14 protein-coding genes are annotated in these 17546 nt (G+C 63.5%); 8 read left to right on the forward strand and 6 right to left on the reverse strand.

Translation table 11 applies throughout. The features are described from left to right. Positions 1 to 64 precede the first annotated feature (64 nt). Positions 65 to 1660, forward strand: coding sequence for an ABC transporter substrate-binding protein (locus NKH49_RS31370; protein WP_352929371.1), 1596 nt, complete (start codon positions 65 to 67; stop codon positions 1658 to 1660). Positions 1661 to 1740: 80 nt separating this feature from the next. On the opposite strand, the gene NKH49_RS31375 is transcribed toward NKH49_RS31370, so the two are convergent. After that, the gene (locus NKH49_RS31375) at positions 1741 to 3180 is read right to left on the reverse strand and encodes an FAD/NAD(P)-binding protein (protein WP_352820130.1); all 1440 of its coding nucleotides are present in this window, start codon (positions 3178 to 3180) and stop codon (positions 1741 to 1743) included. 181 nt (positions 3181 to 3361) lie between these two features. Between NKH49_RS31375 and NKH49_RS31380 the strand changes: the two genes are divergently transcribed. Both NKH49_RS31380 and NKH49_RS31385 read left to right on the forward strand, forming a co-directional pair. Further along, the gene (locus NKH49_RS31380) at positions 3362 to 4723 is read left to right on the forward strand and encodes an LLM class flavin-dependent oxidoreductase (protein ID WP_352616995.1); all 1362 of its coding nucleotides are present in this window, start codon (positions 3362 to 3364) and stop codon (positions 4721 to 4723) included. Next, on the forward strand, positions 4720 to 5811 hold the full coding sequence (locus NKH49_RS31385; RefSeq protein WP_352616960.1) for a rhodanese-like domain-containing protein: 1092 nt from the start codon (positions 4720 to 4722) through the stop codon (positions 5809 to 5811). The genes NKH49_RS31380 and NKH49_RS31385 overlap by 4 nt, the downstream gene beginning before the upstream one ends. Before the next feature lie 36 nt (positions 5812 to 5847). On the opposite strand, the gene NKH49_RS31390 is transcribed toward NKH49_RS31385, so the two are convergent. From NKH49_RS31390 to NKH49_RS31410, 5 genes are read right to left on the reverse strand one after another with little or no spacing between them, the layout of a single operon-like run. Next, the gene (locus NKH49_RS31390; protein WP_352616956.1) at positions 5848 to 7110 is read right to left on the reverse strand and encodes an FAD-dependent oxidoreductase; all 1263 of its coding nucleotides are present in this window, start codon (positions 7108 to 7110) and stop codon (positions 5848 to 5850) included. A gap of 5 nt (positions 7111 to 7115) precedes the next feature. Beyond that, entirely contained in the window at positions 7116 to 8333 is a 1218-nt protein-coding gene (locus NKH49_RS31395; protein ID WP_352616992.1) for an acyl-CoA dehydrogenase family protein, read from the reverse strand. A gap of 18 nt (positions 8334 to 8351) precedes the next feature. Continuing rightward, positions 8352 to 9389, reverse strand: coding sequence for an ABC transporter substrate-binding protein (locus NKH49_RS31400; protein WP_352929374.1), 1038 nt, complete (start codon positions 9387 to 9389; stop codon positions 8352 to 8354). A gap of 9 nt (positions 9390 to 9398) precedes the next feature. Then, a complete protein-coding gene (locus NKH49_RS31405; RefSeq protein WP_352616952.1) occupies positions 9399 to 10583 on the reverse strand; it encodes an LLM class flavin-dependent oxidoreductase in 1185 nt (394 codons plus the stop codon). 60 nt (positions 10584 to 10643) lie between these two features. Continuing rightward, entirely contained in the window at positions 10644 to 12254 is a 1611-nt protein-coding gene (locus NKH49_RS31410) for an ABC transporter substrate-binding protein (protein WP_352616950.1), read from the reverse strand. A gap of 314 nt (positions 12255 to 12568) precedes the next feature. Between NKH49_RS31410 and NKH49_RS31415 the strand changes: the two genes are divergently transcribed. The 5 genes from NKH49_RS31415 to NKH49_RS31435 all read left to right on the forward strand — a co-directional run. After that, positions 12569 to 13555: an ABC transporter permease gene (locus NKH49_RS31415; RefSeq protein ID WP_352449708.1), complete on the forward strand. Its 987-nt coding sequence runs from the start codon at positions 12569 to 12571 to the stop codon at positions 13553 to 13555. Beyond that, complete coding sequence (locus tag NKH49_RS31420; RefSeq protein WP_352616947.1) at positions 13555 to 14553, forward strand: ABC transporter permease; 999 nt, start codon at positions 13555 to 13557, stop codon at positions 14551 to 14553. Before NKH49_RS31415 ends, NKH49_RS31420 begins: the two co-directional genes overlap by 1 nt. A 2-nt stretch (positions 14554 to 14555) precedes the next feature. Next, the gene (locus NKH49_RS31425; protein WP_352616944.1) at positions 14556 to 15554 is read left to right on the forward strand and encodes an ABC transporter ATP-binding protein; all 999 of its coding nucleotides are present in this window, start codon (positions 14556 to 14558) and stop codon (positions 15552 to 15554) included. Further along, a complete protein-coding gene (locus tag NKH49_RS31430) occupies positions 15532 to 16479 on the forward strand; it encodes an ABC transporter ATP-binding protein (protein WP_352502692.1) in 948 nt (315 codons plus the stop codon). Before NKH49_RS31425 ends, NKH49_RS31430 begins: the two co-directional genes overlap by 23 nt. 19 nt (positions 16480 to 16498) lie before the next feature. Further along, a partial coding sequence (locus NKH49_RS31435) for an aldo/keto reductase (protein ID WP_352929380.1) occupies positions 16499 to 17546 on the forward strand: 1048 nt, incomplete at its 3' end.

Below are 17546 nucleotides of genomic sequence, written 5' to 3' on the forward strand. Positions count from 1 at the left end.
GTGAAAACGACGATCCCGACTTTTCTCCATGAAAGATAAATCGCGCCAATTCGGAGTACCGACCATGACCATCAACCGACGCCTGTTCAATCAGTTCCTGCTGCTGGCCGGCGCGAGTGCTGCACTTCCCGCCGGGGCATTCGCAGAAGACGCAAAGCCGGTGGCCGGAGGCACGCTCAACTTCGTCTACTATCCCGAGCCTAACCAGATCGTTTCCATCAACACCAGCGCTGGCGGACCGGCCACCATCGGTCCGAAGATTTTCGACGGCCTGCTCGCCTACGACTACGATCTCAATCCGCGACCGCAACTGGCCACCGAATGGTCGATCAGCGACGACGGGCTCGAATACGTCTTCAAGCTGCGCCAGGGGGTGAAGTTCAGCGATGGCCATGATTTGACCTCCGAGGACGTCGCCTTTTCTATCTCCCGGCTGCGCGAAGCGCATCCGCGCGGTCGCATCACCTTCCAGAACGTCACCGACATCGACACGTCGGACCCGCATATCGTGAAGATCAAATTGTCGAAGCCATCCGCCGCCCTGATTTCGGGGCTGGCCGCGACGGAATCGCCTGTCGTGCCCAAACACATTTACGAGAAGCTGAAGCCGGCCGACGATCCGTCCTTCGAGCAGATCATCGGCAGCGGGCCGTTCGTGCTGAAGGAATGGGTAAAGGGCAGCCACATCCTCGTCGAAAAGAATCCGACCTATTGGGATGCGCCTAAACCCTATCTCGACCGGATCATCTTCCGCTTCATCACCGATCCGGGCGCGCGCGCAGCAGCACTCGAAACCGGCGAGGTCGACATCGGGCCGAACCCGGTGGCCTTCGCGGACCTCGAAAGGTTCAAGGCGCTGCCGCAATTCGCCGTCGATAGCACGGTCTTCGCCTATAGCGGCCCGCTGCATCAGCTGCTCATCAATCTCGAAAACCCGATCCTGAAGGAGAAAAAAGTCCGCCAGGCAATCGCACATGCGATCGATCTCGATGCGGTCAACGCCATCGTGTTCTACGGCTATGGCCAAGTGTCGCCGACACCCATCAGCGTCGTCAACAAGAAGTATTTCGATCCCGACGTGAAGGCCGCGACCGTCGATACGGCGCTGTCGGAAAAACTGTTAGACGAGGCCGGTTTCAAGCGAGGAGCGGACGGCATCCGCTTCAAGCTAAGGCTCACCAACAATCCCTACAATCCGTGGGGCTATGCCGACTTCCTCAAGCAGGCGCTGGCCAAGATCGGTATCGACGCCGAGATCCAGAAGTTCGACTTCGGCACCTATGTCAAAACCATCTACACCGACCGCACTTGGGACCTGTCGACCGAATCTTGCGGCAACATCTTCGACCCGAGCGCCGGCGCACAGCGGCTCTACTGGTCGAAGAACATCAAGAAAGGGCTGCCGTTCTCCAACGGCGCGCACTATGAGAACCCGGAGGTTGACCGATTGCTGGAAGCCGCATCGGTCGAGCTCGACGAGGCCAAGCGCAAGCAGCTCTTCTTCAAGTTCCAGGAGATCATCGCCGACGAGTTGCCGATCATCAATCTGATCGCGCCACCGACCATCATCATCGCCCGCAAAACCGTCAAGAACTACGCGCCTGGCGCCGAAGGCCTGTCAGCGAATTTCGCCGACGCCTATCTCGACCCGAACGCCTAAATCTGCCGGGCAATCATGAGAGAAGGGCCGCATAGAGCTGCGGCCGTTTTCGTTTCTTCCATTTCGCAAAGCTGGTAACTTCAGGCCAAAGCACGCAGCCTTGGGCTGGCGCCGACCAGAAGGCCGGCAAGGGCTATGGCCTGCGCCAGTTGTTCGCCGATCGAGCTCGATTCCCAGGCGACGCCGCGCAGCGGATGGCCGATGGCGAACAGATTGCCATGGGTCTCGCCATCACGGGAAATCACCTGGCAGTCATGCGTCGCGTCGATGCCGAAGCCGGTCGCATGCGGCCTGACGATGCCGTTCTCGAGCAGGTTCTGGACGAATGGATCGGCGATCCGCCGCCAATCATGCTCCTGATGGCCGCGGCAGTTGACGACGCCGTCGAAGCGCAGCCGTTCGACCGCGCCGGTATCACGCCAGCGGATTTCAGCGACGATGCCATTTGCCTGCGGATGGAGTGCCAGCACCCGTCCCGCTCGACCCGTCCAACGGCCTTGGCTTCGCGCCAGTGCCACGCGCTCAAAGCTCGGTGGCGCCGCGCGGTGCGCGGTGACATCCCAGAAGGCGCGCAGATGGCGTGCGAACTTCAAGCGCTCCTTGTCGGTGGCGCCTTGCCACAAGGCCAGGATCCACGGCCGGATCGTCAGCGGCAGCCCTTGCCAGTCCAGGCCGGTGGGTTCGATTGCCCGGCGTTCGGCCTTGACCAGTGCGAGAAGCGCCCTGGTGGTTTTCGGCAGCGGCCGCCCGGCGAGGAAATCGCGCCACGCTTCCACGTTGCGCCGAGGTTCGACGATCTGTCCGCGCCGCGACACGACGCGATAACCGCCCTTGAAGCCGCGCGCTTCCATGCTGGCGACGACGTCGACCATGCTGAGGCTGGAGCCGATCAGCAGCAGTTCCTTGCTGCCAGCGAGCCGATCGAGCGCCGCCGAATCCCAGGGATTGGCGACATAACGGGGATCGCCGACGACGGCTGCTTCCGTGGTGGACGGCTGGCTCTGGAACACCCCGGTTGCCAGTACCGCCTCATCCGCCAGCAATTGCTGGCTATCGCTGGTGCCGACGCATACCCCGGACGGACCCGTCAGCATGTCGACGGCGGATGCCTTGATGTGGCGCAGCGAAGAACGCGGATCTGCTTCTCTGATCGCTCTCGTCAGTTCCGACAGGACATAGCTGCCGAACAGCCAGCGCGGCGGGCTTGAGTCCGGGACATCCTCGGGCGGTGTCCAGCCGTGCTCCGGCCCATTCGCCATAAGCCAGCGAACGAGGTGATCGGGATCGTCCGGATGCAGCGAGAAGATGCGCGCCGCGCCGTTGACGAGGTGTTGTGGATCGACGGTGCTATAGGCAACGCCGCGACCAAGCTCGGCCCGGCGCTCGATGATGGTGATTGCCAGCGGCTCAGTTGAACGGTCGAGCAGCTTGATCGCGGTAACCGCGCCGGCAAAGCCGCCGCCAACGATGATGATTGAACGAGGGATCGAGCGTAGCGGGGAGGAAGGGGTATGAAGCATCAAGAACCTTTGCGACGCCGGTGGTCGTGGCTCCAGCCCATCGCCCCGGCAACGATCATCGTGCTTTCCCGTAACCCGATGTCAAAAAACAATAATTGCCAGCTGGCGAAAGGCATTCTTTCACTCAGCGGGTTTGGCAGGCGCTAGATAGGAACGCCCTTTGCGACCAGCCCGAGAACCGCTGATGACTGAAAATCGAAAGATAAGGCTTGGAGCCTTTGTTCGCGGACCGGGCCATCATGTCGCTGCCTGGCGCCATCCCGATGTGCCTGCCAATCCGGGCCTGAGCTTCCAGCACTATGCGGACGCCGCGCGCACTGCCGAGCGTGGCCTGTTCGACATGGTGTTTCTGGCCGACAGCCTCAGCGCGCGCAATGGCGAGCAGCCGATCGAGACCTTCGAGCGCACCGGCCATGTCGTGCATTTCGAGCCGCTGACGCTTTTGTCGGCGCTCTCGACCATCACGCAAGGGATCGGGCTCGTTGCGACCGCCTCGACCACCTATTGGGAGCCGTTCCACTTGGCGCGGCTGTTCGCTTCGATCGATCATCTCAGCGGCGGCAGGACAGGCTGGAATGTCGTCACCTCAGCCGATGCGCCGGCGGCGGCGAATTTCAGCCTCGACCAGCATCCCGTTCATGCCGACCGTTACGCCCGCGCCGAGGAATTCGTCGCTGTCGCGCAGAAGCTTTGGGACAGCTGGGACGACGATGCCTTCGTCGCCGACAAGGCTTCGGGGATCGCCATCGACCGGCGCGGCATCCACGCCCCGGACCATGTCGGCCGGCATTTCCGCGTCAAAGGGCCGCTCAACGTCGCCCGCCCGCCGCAGGGCCATCCCGTCATCGTTCAGGCCGGCTCTTCCGATGCCGGCCAGCAGCTGGCGGCGCAGACGGCGGAGGTGGTTTTCACCGCCCATCCGACCATCGAATCGGCCCGAGGTTTTTACAGCGAGCTGAAAGGCCGGTTGGGCTCCTTTGGTCGCTCTGCCGATTCTTTGAAGATCATGCCCGGTGTCTTCCCGGTCGTCGCGCCGACGCGCACGGAGGCCGAGGACAAGTTCGATGCGATCCAGCGCCTGGTCGATCCTGTGGTTGGTGTGGCGCTGGTTTCAGGATTGCTCGGCGGTGTCGATCTTTCCGGCCATTCACTCGACGGACCGTTGCCGGAACTGGGCAGTTCCGATGCCGTGAAGAGCCGCCTGAAAGTCGTTTCCGAATTGGCCGCGAGCCGGAACCTGACCATCCGCCAATTGTATCTCGCCGTTGCCGGCGCGCGCGGCCATTTCCAGATCGTCGGCACGCCAAAGGATGTGGCCGACATGATGGAGGAGTGGTTCGCCGGTGGCGCGGCGGACGGCTTCAACGTCATGCCGCCGATCCTGCCGACGGGCCTCACCGATTTTGTCGACCTCGTCATTCCGGAGCTGCAGCGGCGGCGTCTGTTCCGGACTGCTTACGAAGGCGGGACGTTGCGCGAGAACCTCGGCCTTGCGCGTCCGATCCGTGGCGCCGCTGAACAGCAAGAGAGGAAAGCATCATGAGCGACAGGACGATCGATTCGAAAATGTTTCGCCAATGGCTGGCGGATGGCGAAGAACTGGCGGTACTAGACATTCGCGACAGCGCGACTGTCGGATACGCATCGCCGCTGTTCGCCACCAACCTGCCCGCGGCTCAGGTCGAGGCCGAGATCGACCGCTTCATCCCGCGCAAATCGGTGCGCACCGTGCTGGCGGACGACGGCAGCGGCGTTGCCGAGCAACTTGTCGAACGACTGGTGGGGTATGGCCGTACTCAGCTGTTTTCGCTGAACGGTGGAATTCCGGAATGGACGCAAAGCGGCGTTGAAGACCTGCCGACCTTCGATACGCCGGGCGTCGATTTTTCGCTGGCGATCCGCGACGAGAAGGGAACCCCGGTCGTCAGCGTTGAAGAGCTCGCGGTGCTCAGAGGCCGAGGCGCCGACGTGGTGGTGCTCGACAGCCGCACGGTGGCGGAGTTCGAAAAGGACCATGTGCCGGGCGCCATCAGCGTGCCGGGCGCCGAGCTGGTGCTACGCTTCGCCGACCTGGTGCGTTCACCGGAGACGAAGGTTGTCGTCTCCTGCGCCGGCCTGCCGCGCGCCATCATCGGGGCGCAGACACTGATCGATGCCGGCGTGCCCAACCGGGTCGCCTATCTGCACGACGGCACCAGGGCATGGCGCGAGGCCGGTCTTGCACTCGAAACCGGCAAGACCGCAATCTATGGTCCGGCAAGCGAGGATGCCAAGCGTTTCGCCGGGGAGCACATCGCAAAGCTTGCCGAAGGCGACAGCTTTCCCCGCATCAATGCGGCCACGGCCGCAAACTGGGCGAAGGACGAAACGCGGACGACCTACCTGCTTGACGTGCGCACGCCCGACGAGTTCGCCGAAGCGCATATTCCGGGGTCGATCGCGTCTGAGGGCGGGCAGTTGCTCGGTGTCGCCTATCGCACCATCGCCGTGCGCGGCGCCCGCGTCGTGCTGATCGACGATCTGCTCGGTGTCCGCGCGGCGACGACGGCGCATTGGCTGCAGCGGCGCGGCTTCGAGATCGCGATCCTCTTGTACGACTTCCAGTCGACCAGCCTGGTGGAAGCGGCGTAGGGCAGGAGCACTGTCAGGCGATTTTTTCGGGGGCCACTATTCGGCGGCTTCCGATTGGCGGCGACGGCCCGCCAGCACGTTCTTCTGCATCGCCGTCAGCGAAGACCGCACGGCTTTGGCGCCGTGTTCCAGCATCTTGGCCTCATACTCCGACAGCGCCTGGAGAAGCGGCTTGTCGCCGCGTTTGGCGGCCACCAGCTCTGGCACCAGCAGCCCGGCGTCGTAGATCGCGGTGTTGCCGCCAAGCGCGCGAAAATAGGTCATGGCGTGGATGGCATCGCCAAGCAGCGTCACCGGTTTCGTCGGCCAGGGATCGACAGGTTCGGAGCTGTGGACATGAAGCAGCGCCACCGTCGATGGGTCGGTGTAGCGGATGAGGTTGAGGATTTCCGGGTGCCAGTGGGCGATCTTCGAGATCAGCAGGTCAATCAGTTCTGAACCGGAGAGCTTTGCCAGCGCGTCGTCTGTGGCAAGTTCGTCCTTTTCATAGGCGGTGTTCCACCAGACATAGCTGGTGGTGTTGTTGAAATGGAAGCCGGAAAAATCCTTGTGAGTGGCGTCGTCCAGCCCGATCAGTCCATGCTTTCGGAATGCGTCGACATTGACTCTGTGGCTGGTGACCATAAGCCCATGACCTTCGGTTGGCCTGACGCCGGCATTGTAGTCGAGTAGCAGCGGCGAGATCTGGTGAAGGGCTGCGGCATGCAGCGTCATCTTGCCGGCCAGACGCCTGACGCCGGTGTCGAAGCTTCGCGCATGCGGCACCAGTTGCTGGCGCACCCGCGAGCGGGCGCCGTCGGCACCGACCAGCACGTCGGCATGGATTGCCGAGCCGTCCTCGAAATGCGCGACGACCGAACCATCCGGCTGCTCGTCGTAGCGAGAGAAGACCTTGCCATAGCGCATGATGCCGTCGAGGCCGGACAACAGCACCTGGCGCAGCGTGATACGGCTTACCGATTTTTCGATATGCGTGTCGTCGGCCTCGCCCGGCGCGTTGCCGCCGCCCCAGGCATCCTCGCCCAGGATGTTGAAATTCTCGTCGAGCAGGATGTTGCGATCCGGCGCCTGGCCGAGCGTGGCGACAAAAGCGTCGTAGAGTTCCGGCGGCAAATTGGCGATCAGGGAATCGATGCCGCGCTGGCGGATGCGCAGACGAAAACCCTGGACATAGTCGGTGCGGGCGCGGTCCTTCTCGAAGACCGCGACACTGATGCCGTTCTTCTTCAGGCCTTGCGCCAGTGTCAGGCCGCCGGGGCCTCCGCCGATGATGGCGACTTCGACATGTTCTGTTGTCATGGCGCTCAACCGACCGCCGCGAGCTTGGGCTTGCCCGCGGCAATAGCCGGTGTCTCGGCCAACTGCCGGGCGATATGGCGGCTGAGCGTCGCCTTGGCGGCGATCGTGCGGATCATGTGGTTCTGCGGTGCGTGGGAACGGGCGGTCAGCGCATCACGGTGGTGGCGCTCAAGCTGGAAATCTCTGTTAAGGCCTGGATTGCCGGCAAGCTCCAGCGCCAGCGAGGTGACGGCAACGGCATTGTCGATGACGACATGCCTGACCGTCATGCCGTCGGTGCCCACAGGCCGGCCGGCGTCGACATCTTCGGCGAGCGAACGCAGCAGCCGCGTGCTGCTCGCAAGCCTGACCTCGATCTCACCGAGCCCTGCCTGGATGTGCGGCACGGTCGACAGCGGCGCACCAAGACTTGCCGGCGCGTGCGTGCTGACAAAGGAGACAAGCCGGTCACGGGCAGCACGGGCGGCACCGTGGTAGACAGCGCCGATCAGCGAAAAGAAGAACGCCGTCGCGCCTTCCTCGCGCCTCAGCGGCTCGGATGCGGGCTGCGCCTCGGTGATGTCTTCGGCAGGAACCGCAACATTATCCAGAATGATGTCGTCGCTGGCCGTCGCCCGCATGCCGGCGGCGTTCCATGTCTTTTCGACGCGAAATCCAGGCGCGTCGGTCGGCACCAGGAATGAAGCCAGACGCGGCTGCGGCTCGTCGGTCAGCGCCAGCAAGTTCACCCATTTCAGAATAGGAATGCCGGTGACGTAGTTCTTGTGGCCGGATATCCGCCAGACGTTGCCGTCCCGCCGGGCAATGGTTTCGGGCGGCTTGCCATGAGCTGGCGAGCCGATCCGGGGCTCGGCCTGGGCGGCGTTGATCAGGGCAGGGCCAAGACGCCCGGCCTCGACAATCCGCTGAACCAGATGGCGCGGCCATTTTCCGGATTTCCGCATCGCATACTGGCTGTTGTAGTGCATGGCCAGCACCAGCGCTGTCGACGGCTCGCCACGACCGATCTCGGCGATCACCGCCTGTGCTTCCGTCAGCCCGCCACCGAAGCCGCCATGTTCGCGCGCCGTGACCAGGCCAAGCAGCCCCGCCTGGTGAAGCCGGTCAAAATTGGCGAATGGGAATTCCCCGGTCGTGTCGTGATGCGCGGCGGTCAGCGCGAAGTCGTCGGCGAGGCCGGCCACTTTCTCGAGGAGTTGCGGAAACTCGGCAATTGTCGACATCATGACGTTGGCTTTCTCTCAGGCGGCGGCCCGAATGTTCACCAGATCGAGCGGCCGGCGATCGACCCAGTGCTCGACGTCGAAATCGCCGGCGAGGAAGCCCCAGTCGCGCAGGAAAACCTTGTAGTGGGAAACCGCTGCGACGAGCTCAGGCTGCAGTCCGAGGCCGAGATGCTTATGGACATCCGGGCCATTGGCGGCCAGCACCTGTTCCTCGGTGGCCCCGGCTTCGCGGGCAACAAAGCGCTGCGTCTCTTCCGGATGCGCCTCGGCCCAGGCACTGGCGCGCAGGATGGTCTCGATCAGTCGCGCGACCAGATCGGGGCGTTGTTCCGCCAGCAGTTCATCGACGGTCAGCACGCGCGGCGAACCGGAATTGATGCGGATGTTCGGGTCGGGGTGGAAGCCGAATTCCACGACCTGGATGGCGCCGATCAGATTGGCGACATTGATGCCGGCCGTGCCCTTGACATAGATGGCGTCGACCTCGCCGCGGATCAGGGCTGCGGCTTCCTCGCCATAGGCCTGCTTGCGCTTGAGGCCGAACAGCGACGGTCCTTCCTGGCTGTCGAGCACGCTGTCGGCCAGCGCTATGTCGACGATCTCGACGTCGCCATAGCCAAGGCCCTCGAGCGAGAGCGCCGAGACCAGTCCCTTCAACGCCGTCGCTCGCATGAAGTCGACGATTCCCTCGGGGCGCCGGGCGATGCCGAAGCGACGGCCTTTCAGGTCCTGGATTGTCCTGATGCCGGAACCGGGCAGGGCGATGATTGCCTGGAATTCGTCGGTCCAGGTGATGCCGACGAGACGCGTCTTGCGCCCTTCGGACCGCGCGCGGATCGGCGGCACGTTGCCGCCGTGGCGGAACGACCAGTCGAGCGTGTGGTTGAAATGGCTCTGGCGGATGTCGCGATTGGGCGAATCGATGATCGACTTCAATTCAATCCCCTCCTTGCGAAAGGTCTCGTCGAGAAGCCCGAGCTGTGCGGCGAGCCCGACAGGCGTCGGCACCGGGCAGCGTGTGTACCAGATTTCGGAGATCGCAGTCGCGGTCATGATGGCTCCTTAGGTGTTGCGCAGGCCGGCCTGCTTCATCAGCGGCAGGATGTTCTCGCCGAAGAATTCGAGGTCAGGCTTGAAATCGAAGAAGGACAGCTGCAGGCCGTCAATGCCGGCGTCCTTCAACTTGACGAACTGGTCGACGATCTGTTCGGGCGTGCCGATGAGATAAATGTTGCCGCCGACCTTGGCGTAGGGATCGTCGCGGCCCTCGCGTCCTTTCCAGGCCTGGGCATCGCTGTTGAAGGTCTGGAAGCCTTTCGGCGTGCGGCTGTCGGCATGGGCGACGATCTCATCGGCGACCGCCCAGGCTTCCTTCTCGGTCGGCCTGCTGATGACCAGCGGGTTGAGCAGCGTGCGCACCTTGCGGCCGACGCCGAGGGCTGCGTCCTTCACCTTCTTCGTATGCGCCGGCAGCGCTTCCAGCGCGCTGGCGATGTCGGAGCCGGCCGGGCTGGTGACGAAGACGATGTCGGAATAGCGGCCGGCAAAGGAAATGCCGGCATCGGAGCCAGTGGCGTTGACCAGGATCGGCCGGCCGTAATTCGGCTTGGGCGTGACGAAGCCGCCATTGAGCTTCCAGCTCGATTCTCCGGAGAATGAGAAATTCTCGTCGTCCTGCCACAGTCGCTGCAGCACTTCGACGAACTCGGCGGCGAGTTCATAGCGGCGGTCGTGCTCGATACGGTTCCAGCCGAACATTTCATGTTCGACGGCGCGATGGCCGGTGACGACGTTGATGCCCCAGCGGCCGCCGGAGATGTGGTCGAGTGTGGCGCCGAATTTCGCCAGATGCAGCGGATGCCACGGGCCGTAGAGAACATGCATGGTCGAGATCAGCATGATCTTCTTGGTGATCGCGGCCATGGCCGCGACGGACACGAAACTGTCCAGCGCCTGGCCGTTGAAGACACCGCCATAACCGCCCTTGGGCAGCCACTGGCTGAGCGCGAAGACGAGGTCGAAGCCAAGCTCCTCGGCCTTCAACGTCAGGTCGCGATTGTAGTCGAAGCGCCAGTCGGTCGAGCGCGGCAAGGTCGAGTTGGTCCAGCCACCGGCCTGGATCGGCAGGAATAGCCCGAGCAGCACCGGCTGCTGAAGCGCTTTCGACAGCGGGCTGTCCGGATAGTCGGTCGGCGCCTTGAAGAAGGGCGTGCCGACGATGGAACCAGGCTTGTGGGCGAGCGTCATGGCGAACTTTCTCGGGTGGAGGAAGGGAACCCGTGCGAAGGACCGCGCACGGGTCAGGGCTCAGGCGACGATATGGGCGGTTGCGAGGGAGCCGGCATTGCCCTCGGCGCCCACCGTGTGACCGGCTATGCGCCTGTTGTAGAGGGTGATTTCCGGTTGGCTGACGATGCCGATATCGGGCAGGTCCTCGACAAGGATCTGCTGGATCGCGGCCCATTGCTCGAAGCGCTTTTCGTGGTCGACCTCGACGGCGGCCGCTTCAAGAAGTTCGTCGACCTTGGCATTGCTGTATTTCGAACCGTTGGAGAACGGCACGCCGGGTTTGAAATTTTTCGACCAGTAGAGGCGCTGTACGCCTACCGTCGGGTCGAACAGATTGCTCATGCCGTTGAAGGTGAAGTCGAAGTCGCGGTCGGTGTAGATGCGCTTGGTGTAGGTGGCGAAATCCTGGCTGCGCACGGTGACCTCGATCCCGACCGCGGCCAATGCCTGCTTGATGTAATCGGCGCCGCGCTTGTAGGTTTCGCCGCTCGGGACATAGTCGTGGACAAGCTTGAGCCGGGTACCGTTGGCGTCGCGCGGCAAGCCTGCTTCATCGAGCAGTTTATCGGCGGCGGCCGTGTCGACCGGATAGGTCTTCAGGTCGGCGACGAACCACTTCTTCAGATTGGGGTTGATCGGGCCTGGAATGGTTTCGCCATAGCCATAGTTGATCGTCTCGCGGATGACGTTGCGGTCGATGACATGGGCGAAGGCGCGGCGGACGCGAACATCCTGGAAATAGGCTTTCTCCAGGTTGAACTCGACCCGGCTGATGCCATTGGAATATTGGTAGCCCTGTTTCTCGAAACCGATATGCGGCAGCGTTTCGAAGCGCTGCAAATCGCTGTACGGAATCGGCGTTGCCGGCGCCAGATCGATCTCGCCGGTCTCCAGCGCCAGCGCGCGCGCCGAAGCGTCCGGGATGAAGCGGACAATCAGCCGGTCGAGATAGGGGCGCGGTGCGTCCCAGTAGTCAGGATTGCGTTCGTAAACGATGTGGCTGCCGCGCACCCATTCTTTGAAGACGAACGGGCCGGTGCCGACCGGAGCGACGTTGACCGGATTTTCGGCTGCCTTTGTGCCGTCATAGAGGTGCTTCGGCACGATTGGCGTTTCGGCCGCAGCCAGGGCCGTGATCAGGTAAGGCGCCGGCCTCGACAGAACCAGCGTTACGGTCAGCGGATCCGGCGTCTGGATGTCTACAAGGTTGAGGAAGGTGTTGCGGCCGCGCGGATGAACCTCTCTGATCGTGGTGATCGAATAGGCGACGTCGGCGGCGGTGAACGGCTGGCCATCATGCCACTTCACGCCTTCGCGCAGCTTGAAGGTGTATTGCAGCCCATCGCCACTGACTGACCATTGTCTGGCCAGGGATGGGCGCGGCGTGAGATCGAAATCATAGGTCAGCAGGCCCTCGGTGGTCTTTGCCGAGACGTAGACGGAATTGAATGCCGTGTGGGCGATGGTCGTCAGCACAGGCGGCTCAGCCGAGAGCACCAGCGTCGCCGTTCCACCCTGTTTCGGCTCGGCGGCGTAGGCGCTGCGCGATGCAGGCAACAGGGTCGCTCCGAGCGCGGCCGCCGAGATGCCGAGGAACCTGCGGCGGTTCGGACTGAGGAAATGAGACATAGCGTCCTGGTCCTTTTTTGCTGCCGGACCCGATCGGCCGATCGTCGGCCACCAGGCTAAAAATCCGTCGTTCCAAGAGCGGGCCCGTTTGCGAAAAGATTTGGCCGACCTGCTCCCGCGCTTAAGATTTCATACTTCAAACAGCTGAGTTTGTAGTATGAAATAAAATTCTATTCTGCAATGAAGCCATTTGCAGGATAAAATTTCTTAAATCAGGTTTGACAATGTCTATAAATCTTGTCAACTAAAAAGCGCGGAACTTTCCGGGAAACAGCAAACCCGCATCGTCAGCCACAGCCGGGATAGCGAAAACGATGTCGACCCTGACGCGCATTGGCAGAACCTTCCGGCGCACCGCCATCCAGGCGGTGCCGACCGTTCTGGGCATCGTCATCCTGAACTTCTTCCTGCTGCAGCTCGCGCCCGGCGATGCCGCCGATGTCATGGCCGGCGAGGCTGGCTCGGCCACAGTCGAAACGATGGCGGCGCTTCGCCAGCGCTTCGGGCTCGACAATCCGCTTCTCGTCCAGCTGTTCAACTATCTCTACAATCTGGCGCATTTCAGCCTCGGCTTTTCGCCGCGCTACGGCATGCCGGTCGCCGACCTGATCGGCCAGCGGCTGCCCGGCACGCTAGTGCTGATGGCGGTGGCTCTGGCCGTCGCCATTGTGCTCGGCCTCGCCCTTGGATCGGTGATGGCGGTGTTTGCCGGGCGCCTGCCGGATCGTGTGCTCTCCGTTATTTCGCTGCTGTTCTATTCAATCCCGGGTTTCTGGATCGGCTTGATGCTGATCGTGCTGTTTTCGGTCAAGCTCGGCTGGCTGCCGAGCGGCGGCTCGGGAACCATCGGCAGCAACCTGACCGGCCTTGCCGGGCTCTGGGACAGGGCGCGCTACATGATCCTGCCGGCACTGTCGCTGGCGCTGTTCTACGTGGCGATCTATGCGCGGCTGACACGAGCGGCGATGCTGGAGGTCCAGTCGCAGGACTACGTGCGCACCGCCGCAGCCAAGGGCCTGCCGCCGGCCATCATCACCATTCGCCATGTCCTGCGCAACGCGCTGATCCCCATTACCACCATGGCCGGCATGCATGTCGGCGGCATGCTCGGCGGCGCCGTGGTTGTCGAGACTGTCTATTCCTGGCCCGGCCTCGGGCGTCTCGCCTTCGAAGCGGTCATGGGCCGCGATTTCACCGTGCTGCTCGGCATCCTTCTGTTGTCGTCGCTGCTGGTGATCATCGCCAACGCGACCGTCGATCTTCTGCACGCCTGGCTCGATCCCCGCATCGGAGTACGCTGATGGCTTCCACCGATTTCGCCGCGGGCGATGCCCGTTCCCGCCGTCTCCATGCCGATGCCCGCGGGCCCGCGGCACCGCCTGAACCCGAGGCAAAGAGTTGGAGCAATCTCCACGCGCCCGACGCACGCTCCGCTTCGGCAGCGTCGGTGCCGATAGCCGCTGGCGGGCGTGCGCTGAAGGTTTTCCTGCGCAATCCCAACGCCATCTTCGGCGTTGTGTTCCTGTCACTGGTCGTGCTGGCCGCACTGCTGGCACCAGTCCTCTATCCGGCCGATCCGCTATCGATGGTGGCGCGGCCCTTCCTGTGGCCGGGCCAGAACCCAGCCTTCCCACTGGGCACGGACTCCATGGGCCGCGATGTGCTTTCGGGCATTCTGCATGGCGCGCGGATTTCGCTGTTCGTCGGCCTGGTGGCGACCGCGCTCGGCCTCAGCTTCGGCATCCTGGTCGGCGCCGCCGCCGGCTACTTCGGCGGCTGGATCGACGACCTGCTGGTGCGCCTGATCGAGATCTTTCAGACCATACCGAGCTTCGTGCTGCTGGTCGTCATGGTGGCGATCGCGCAGCCGACCGCGCCTGTCGTGACAGTGGCGATCGCCGTCATCACCTGGCCGACGGTGGCGCGGTTGACCCGCGCCGAGTTCCGGGCCATCCGCGAGAAGGATTTCGTCATGGCCGCCCGCAGCCTCGGTTACGGCCATGTCCGCATTATCTTCCGCGAGATCCTGCCCAATGCGCTGCCGCCGTTGATCGTGACCTCGTCGGTGATGGTGGCGACCGCGATCCTGATGGAATCGGCGCTGTCCTTCATGGGCCTCGGCGATCCCAACGTCGTCAGCTGGGGCTCGATGATCGGAGCGGGCAGGGAATTGATCCGCACCGCTTGGTATCTGACAGCGCTTCCGGGACTGGCGATCGTCTTTACCGTGCTGGCGCTGAACCTGATCGGTGACGGCCTCAACGACGCGCTCAACCCGCGCTTCTCACAGGAGCGATAGAGATGGCGGCTCCTTTGCTCAGGATCGACAATCTGACGGTTCGCTTCCCGACCGCCGAGCCGGTCAGCCGGCTGAGCTTCGAGGTCGGTGAGGGCGAGACGCTGGCGATCGTTGGTGAATCAGGCTCCGGCAAGTCGCTGACCGCGCTCGCCCTGATGCAGCTTCTGCCGCGCTCGGCGAAAATACCCAATGGCAGGATCGAATTCGCCGGCAAGGATCTGCTCGGTCTCGACCAGAAGGCTATGCGGAGCCTGCGCGGACGCGAGATCGCCATGATCTTCCAGGAGCCGATGACGTCGCTCAATCCGGTGCTGACCATCGGCCGGCAGATCACCGAGGTGCTGACGCTGCACGAAGGCATACGCGGCAAGGCAGCGCGGAGCCGTGCCATCGAGCTTCTCAATCTGGTGCGCATTCCCGATCCGCAGCGGCGCATCGACGACTATCCGCACCAGCTTTCCGGCGGCATGCGCCAGCGCGTCATGATTGCCATCGCCGTTGCCTGCCGGCCGCGCCTGCTGATTGCCGACGAACCGACGACGGCGCTCGACGTGACCATCCAGGCGCAGGTGCTCGACCTGCTCGATACGCTGCGCCGCGAACTGTCGATGGCTGTCATGCTCATCACCCACGATCTTGGCGTCGTCGCACAATGGGCCGACAAGGTCGTCGTCATGTATGCCGGCCGCAAGGTTGAACAGGCGCTGCCGGGCGCACTGTTCAGAACACCCCTTCACCCCTATACGCGCGGCCTGCTGGCGGCGTCGCCGCGGCTGAAGACCAATCTCCACTACCGCGACGCCAGGCTGACGGAGATTCCCGGCAGTATCGTCTCGGCCGCCGGCGAAAAGGGCTGCCCGTTCCGCCCGCGCTGCGCGGTGGCGCGCGACAGCTGCGCCCATTTCGTACCCGACCTCGTCGAGGTGAGCGAGGATCGTCTAGTCGCCTGCCCCTACAGCTTCATTCCGGAGGTTGCGCATGGCGCTGCTCTCGGTCTCTGACCTTTCCACCCATTTCCACGCCCAGGGCGGCACGCTGCGCGCCGTCGATGGCGTATCCCTCGAAGTCGGACGCGGCGAGACGGTTGGTCTCGTCGGCGAAAGCGGTTGCGGAAAATCGACGCTAGGCAAGACCATCATGCGGCTGGTCGACCCGACTAGCGGCAGGATCGAGTTCAACGGCACCGACATCACCGTTCTCGACACGCGCCGGCTGAAGGCGGCGCGCCGTAATATCCAGATGATCTTCCAGGATCCGTTCGCATCGCTCAATCCGCGCCACACGATCGGCGACATCCTGACAGCACCACTGAAGGTCCATGGCATCGGCAACACGGCCGAGCGGCGCACCATCGTCGAGGACATCATCGAGCGTGTCGGTCTGCCGAGGGATTCGCTTGGCCGCTACCCGCATGAATTTTCCGGCGGGCAACGCCAGCGCATCGGCATCGCCCGGGCGCTGATCCTCAATCCGGAACTGGTTGTGTGCGACGAGCCGGTGTCGGCGCTCGACCTTTCGATCCAGGCGCAGATTCTGAACCTGCTGGTCGACATGAAACGTCAGCTCGGCCTGTCCTATCTCTTCATTTCGCACGATCTATCAGTCGTTCGCTATTTCGCCGACCGGGTGCTGGTGATGTATCTCGGACGCATTGTCGAAAGCGCCGACAATGCGGCGCTGTGGACCTCGCCAAAGCATCCCTACACGCGCGCGCTGATGGATGCCGTGCCGGACCCGGCGCGCCGACGTCAGGCCGCGCCGATCCATGGCGATCTGCCAAGCCCGCAGAACATCCCCAGCGGCTGCCGTTTCCATACCCGCTGCCCGCTGGCGACCGATCTGTGCCGTTCGCAGGAACCGGCGTTCCGGGCGATCTCGCCCGGACACCATGTCGCCTGCCACTACGCCGAACCAACCATCAACTGAAATTCAACGGAGCAGAAAAATGTCCGACTACCGCTATCTTGGCCGCAGCGCCCTGAAGGTTTCGCCGCTCAGCCTGGGCACGATGATGTTCGGCGGGCCGACCGAGGAGACGGTCGCGCATCGCATCATCGCCAAGGCGCGCGAGCAAGGCATCAACTTCATCGACACCGCCGACGTCTACCACAACGGCAAGTCCGAGGAAGTCGTCGGTCGCGGCATCAAGGCGACGCGCGATCATTGGGTCGTGGCGACCAAGTTCGTCAACTCGCATGACAAGGGGCCTAATCTCGGCGGCCATTCGCGCAAATGGGTGATCCAGACGGTCGAGAACAGCCTGCGGCGCCTGGGAACAGACTATATCGACCTGTTCTACTTCCACCGCGCCGTCTTCGATGCGCCGCTGGAAGAGCCGGTGCGGGCGATCGCCGACCTGATCCGCCAGGGCAAGCTGCGCTATTTCGGCGTCTCCAACTTTCGTGGCTGGCGCATCGCCGAAGTCGCGCATCTGGCCGATGAACTCGGCATCGACCGGCCGGTAGCCAGCCAGCCGCTCTATAACATCGTCAACCGCACCGCCGAGGCCGAACAGCTGCCGGCGGCCGCCTATTACGGTCTTGGCGTCGTCTCCTACAGCCCGCTGGCGCGCGGCGTGCTGACCGGCAAATACGAGCCGAACCAGGCGCCTGCCGCCGACACGCGGGCCGGCCGTGGCGACAAGCGCATCGCCGAGACCGAGTGGCGCCCGGAATCGATCGAGATCGCCAGGCAGATCGCGGCGCACGCAAAGTCGCGCGGCGTCTCGGCCGCCGATTTCGCGCTGGCCTGGGTGTTGAACAACCGGCTGATCACGGCGGCGATCGCCGGCCCGCGTACCGAGGAACAGTGGGACAGCTATGCGAAGGCATTGGACTTCAGGCTGAGCGCCGAGGACGAGGCCTTTGTCGACCGCCTCGTCACTGCCGGTCATGCCTCAACGCATGGGTTCAATGATCCGAGCCATCCGGTCGAAGGCCGCGTGCCGCGTTCGGAGCCGGCCGCGCCGATCCCGCTGACACGGCCTCTGCGCG

Origin of the sequence: Mesorhizobium sp. M1088 (assembly GCF_040318575.1) — a bacterium.
GTDB lineage: Bacteria > Pseudomonadota > Alphaproteobacteria > Rhizobiales > Rhizobiaceae > Mesorhizobium.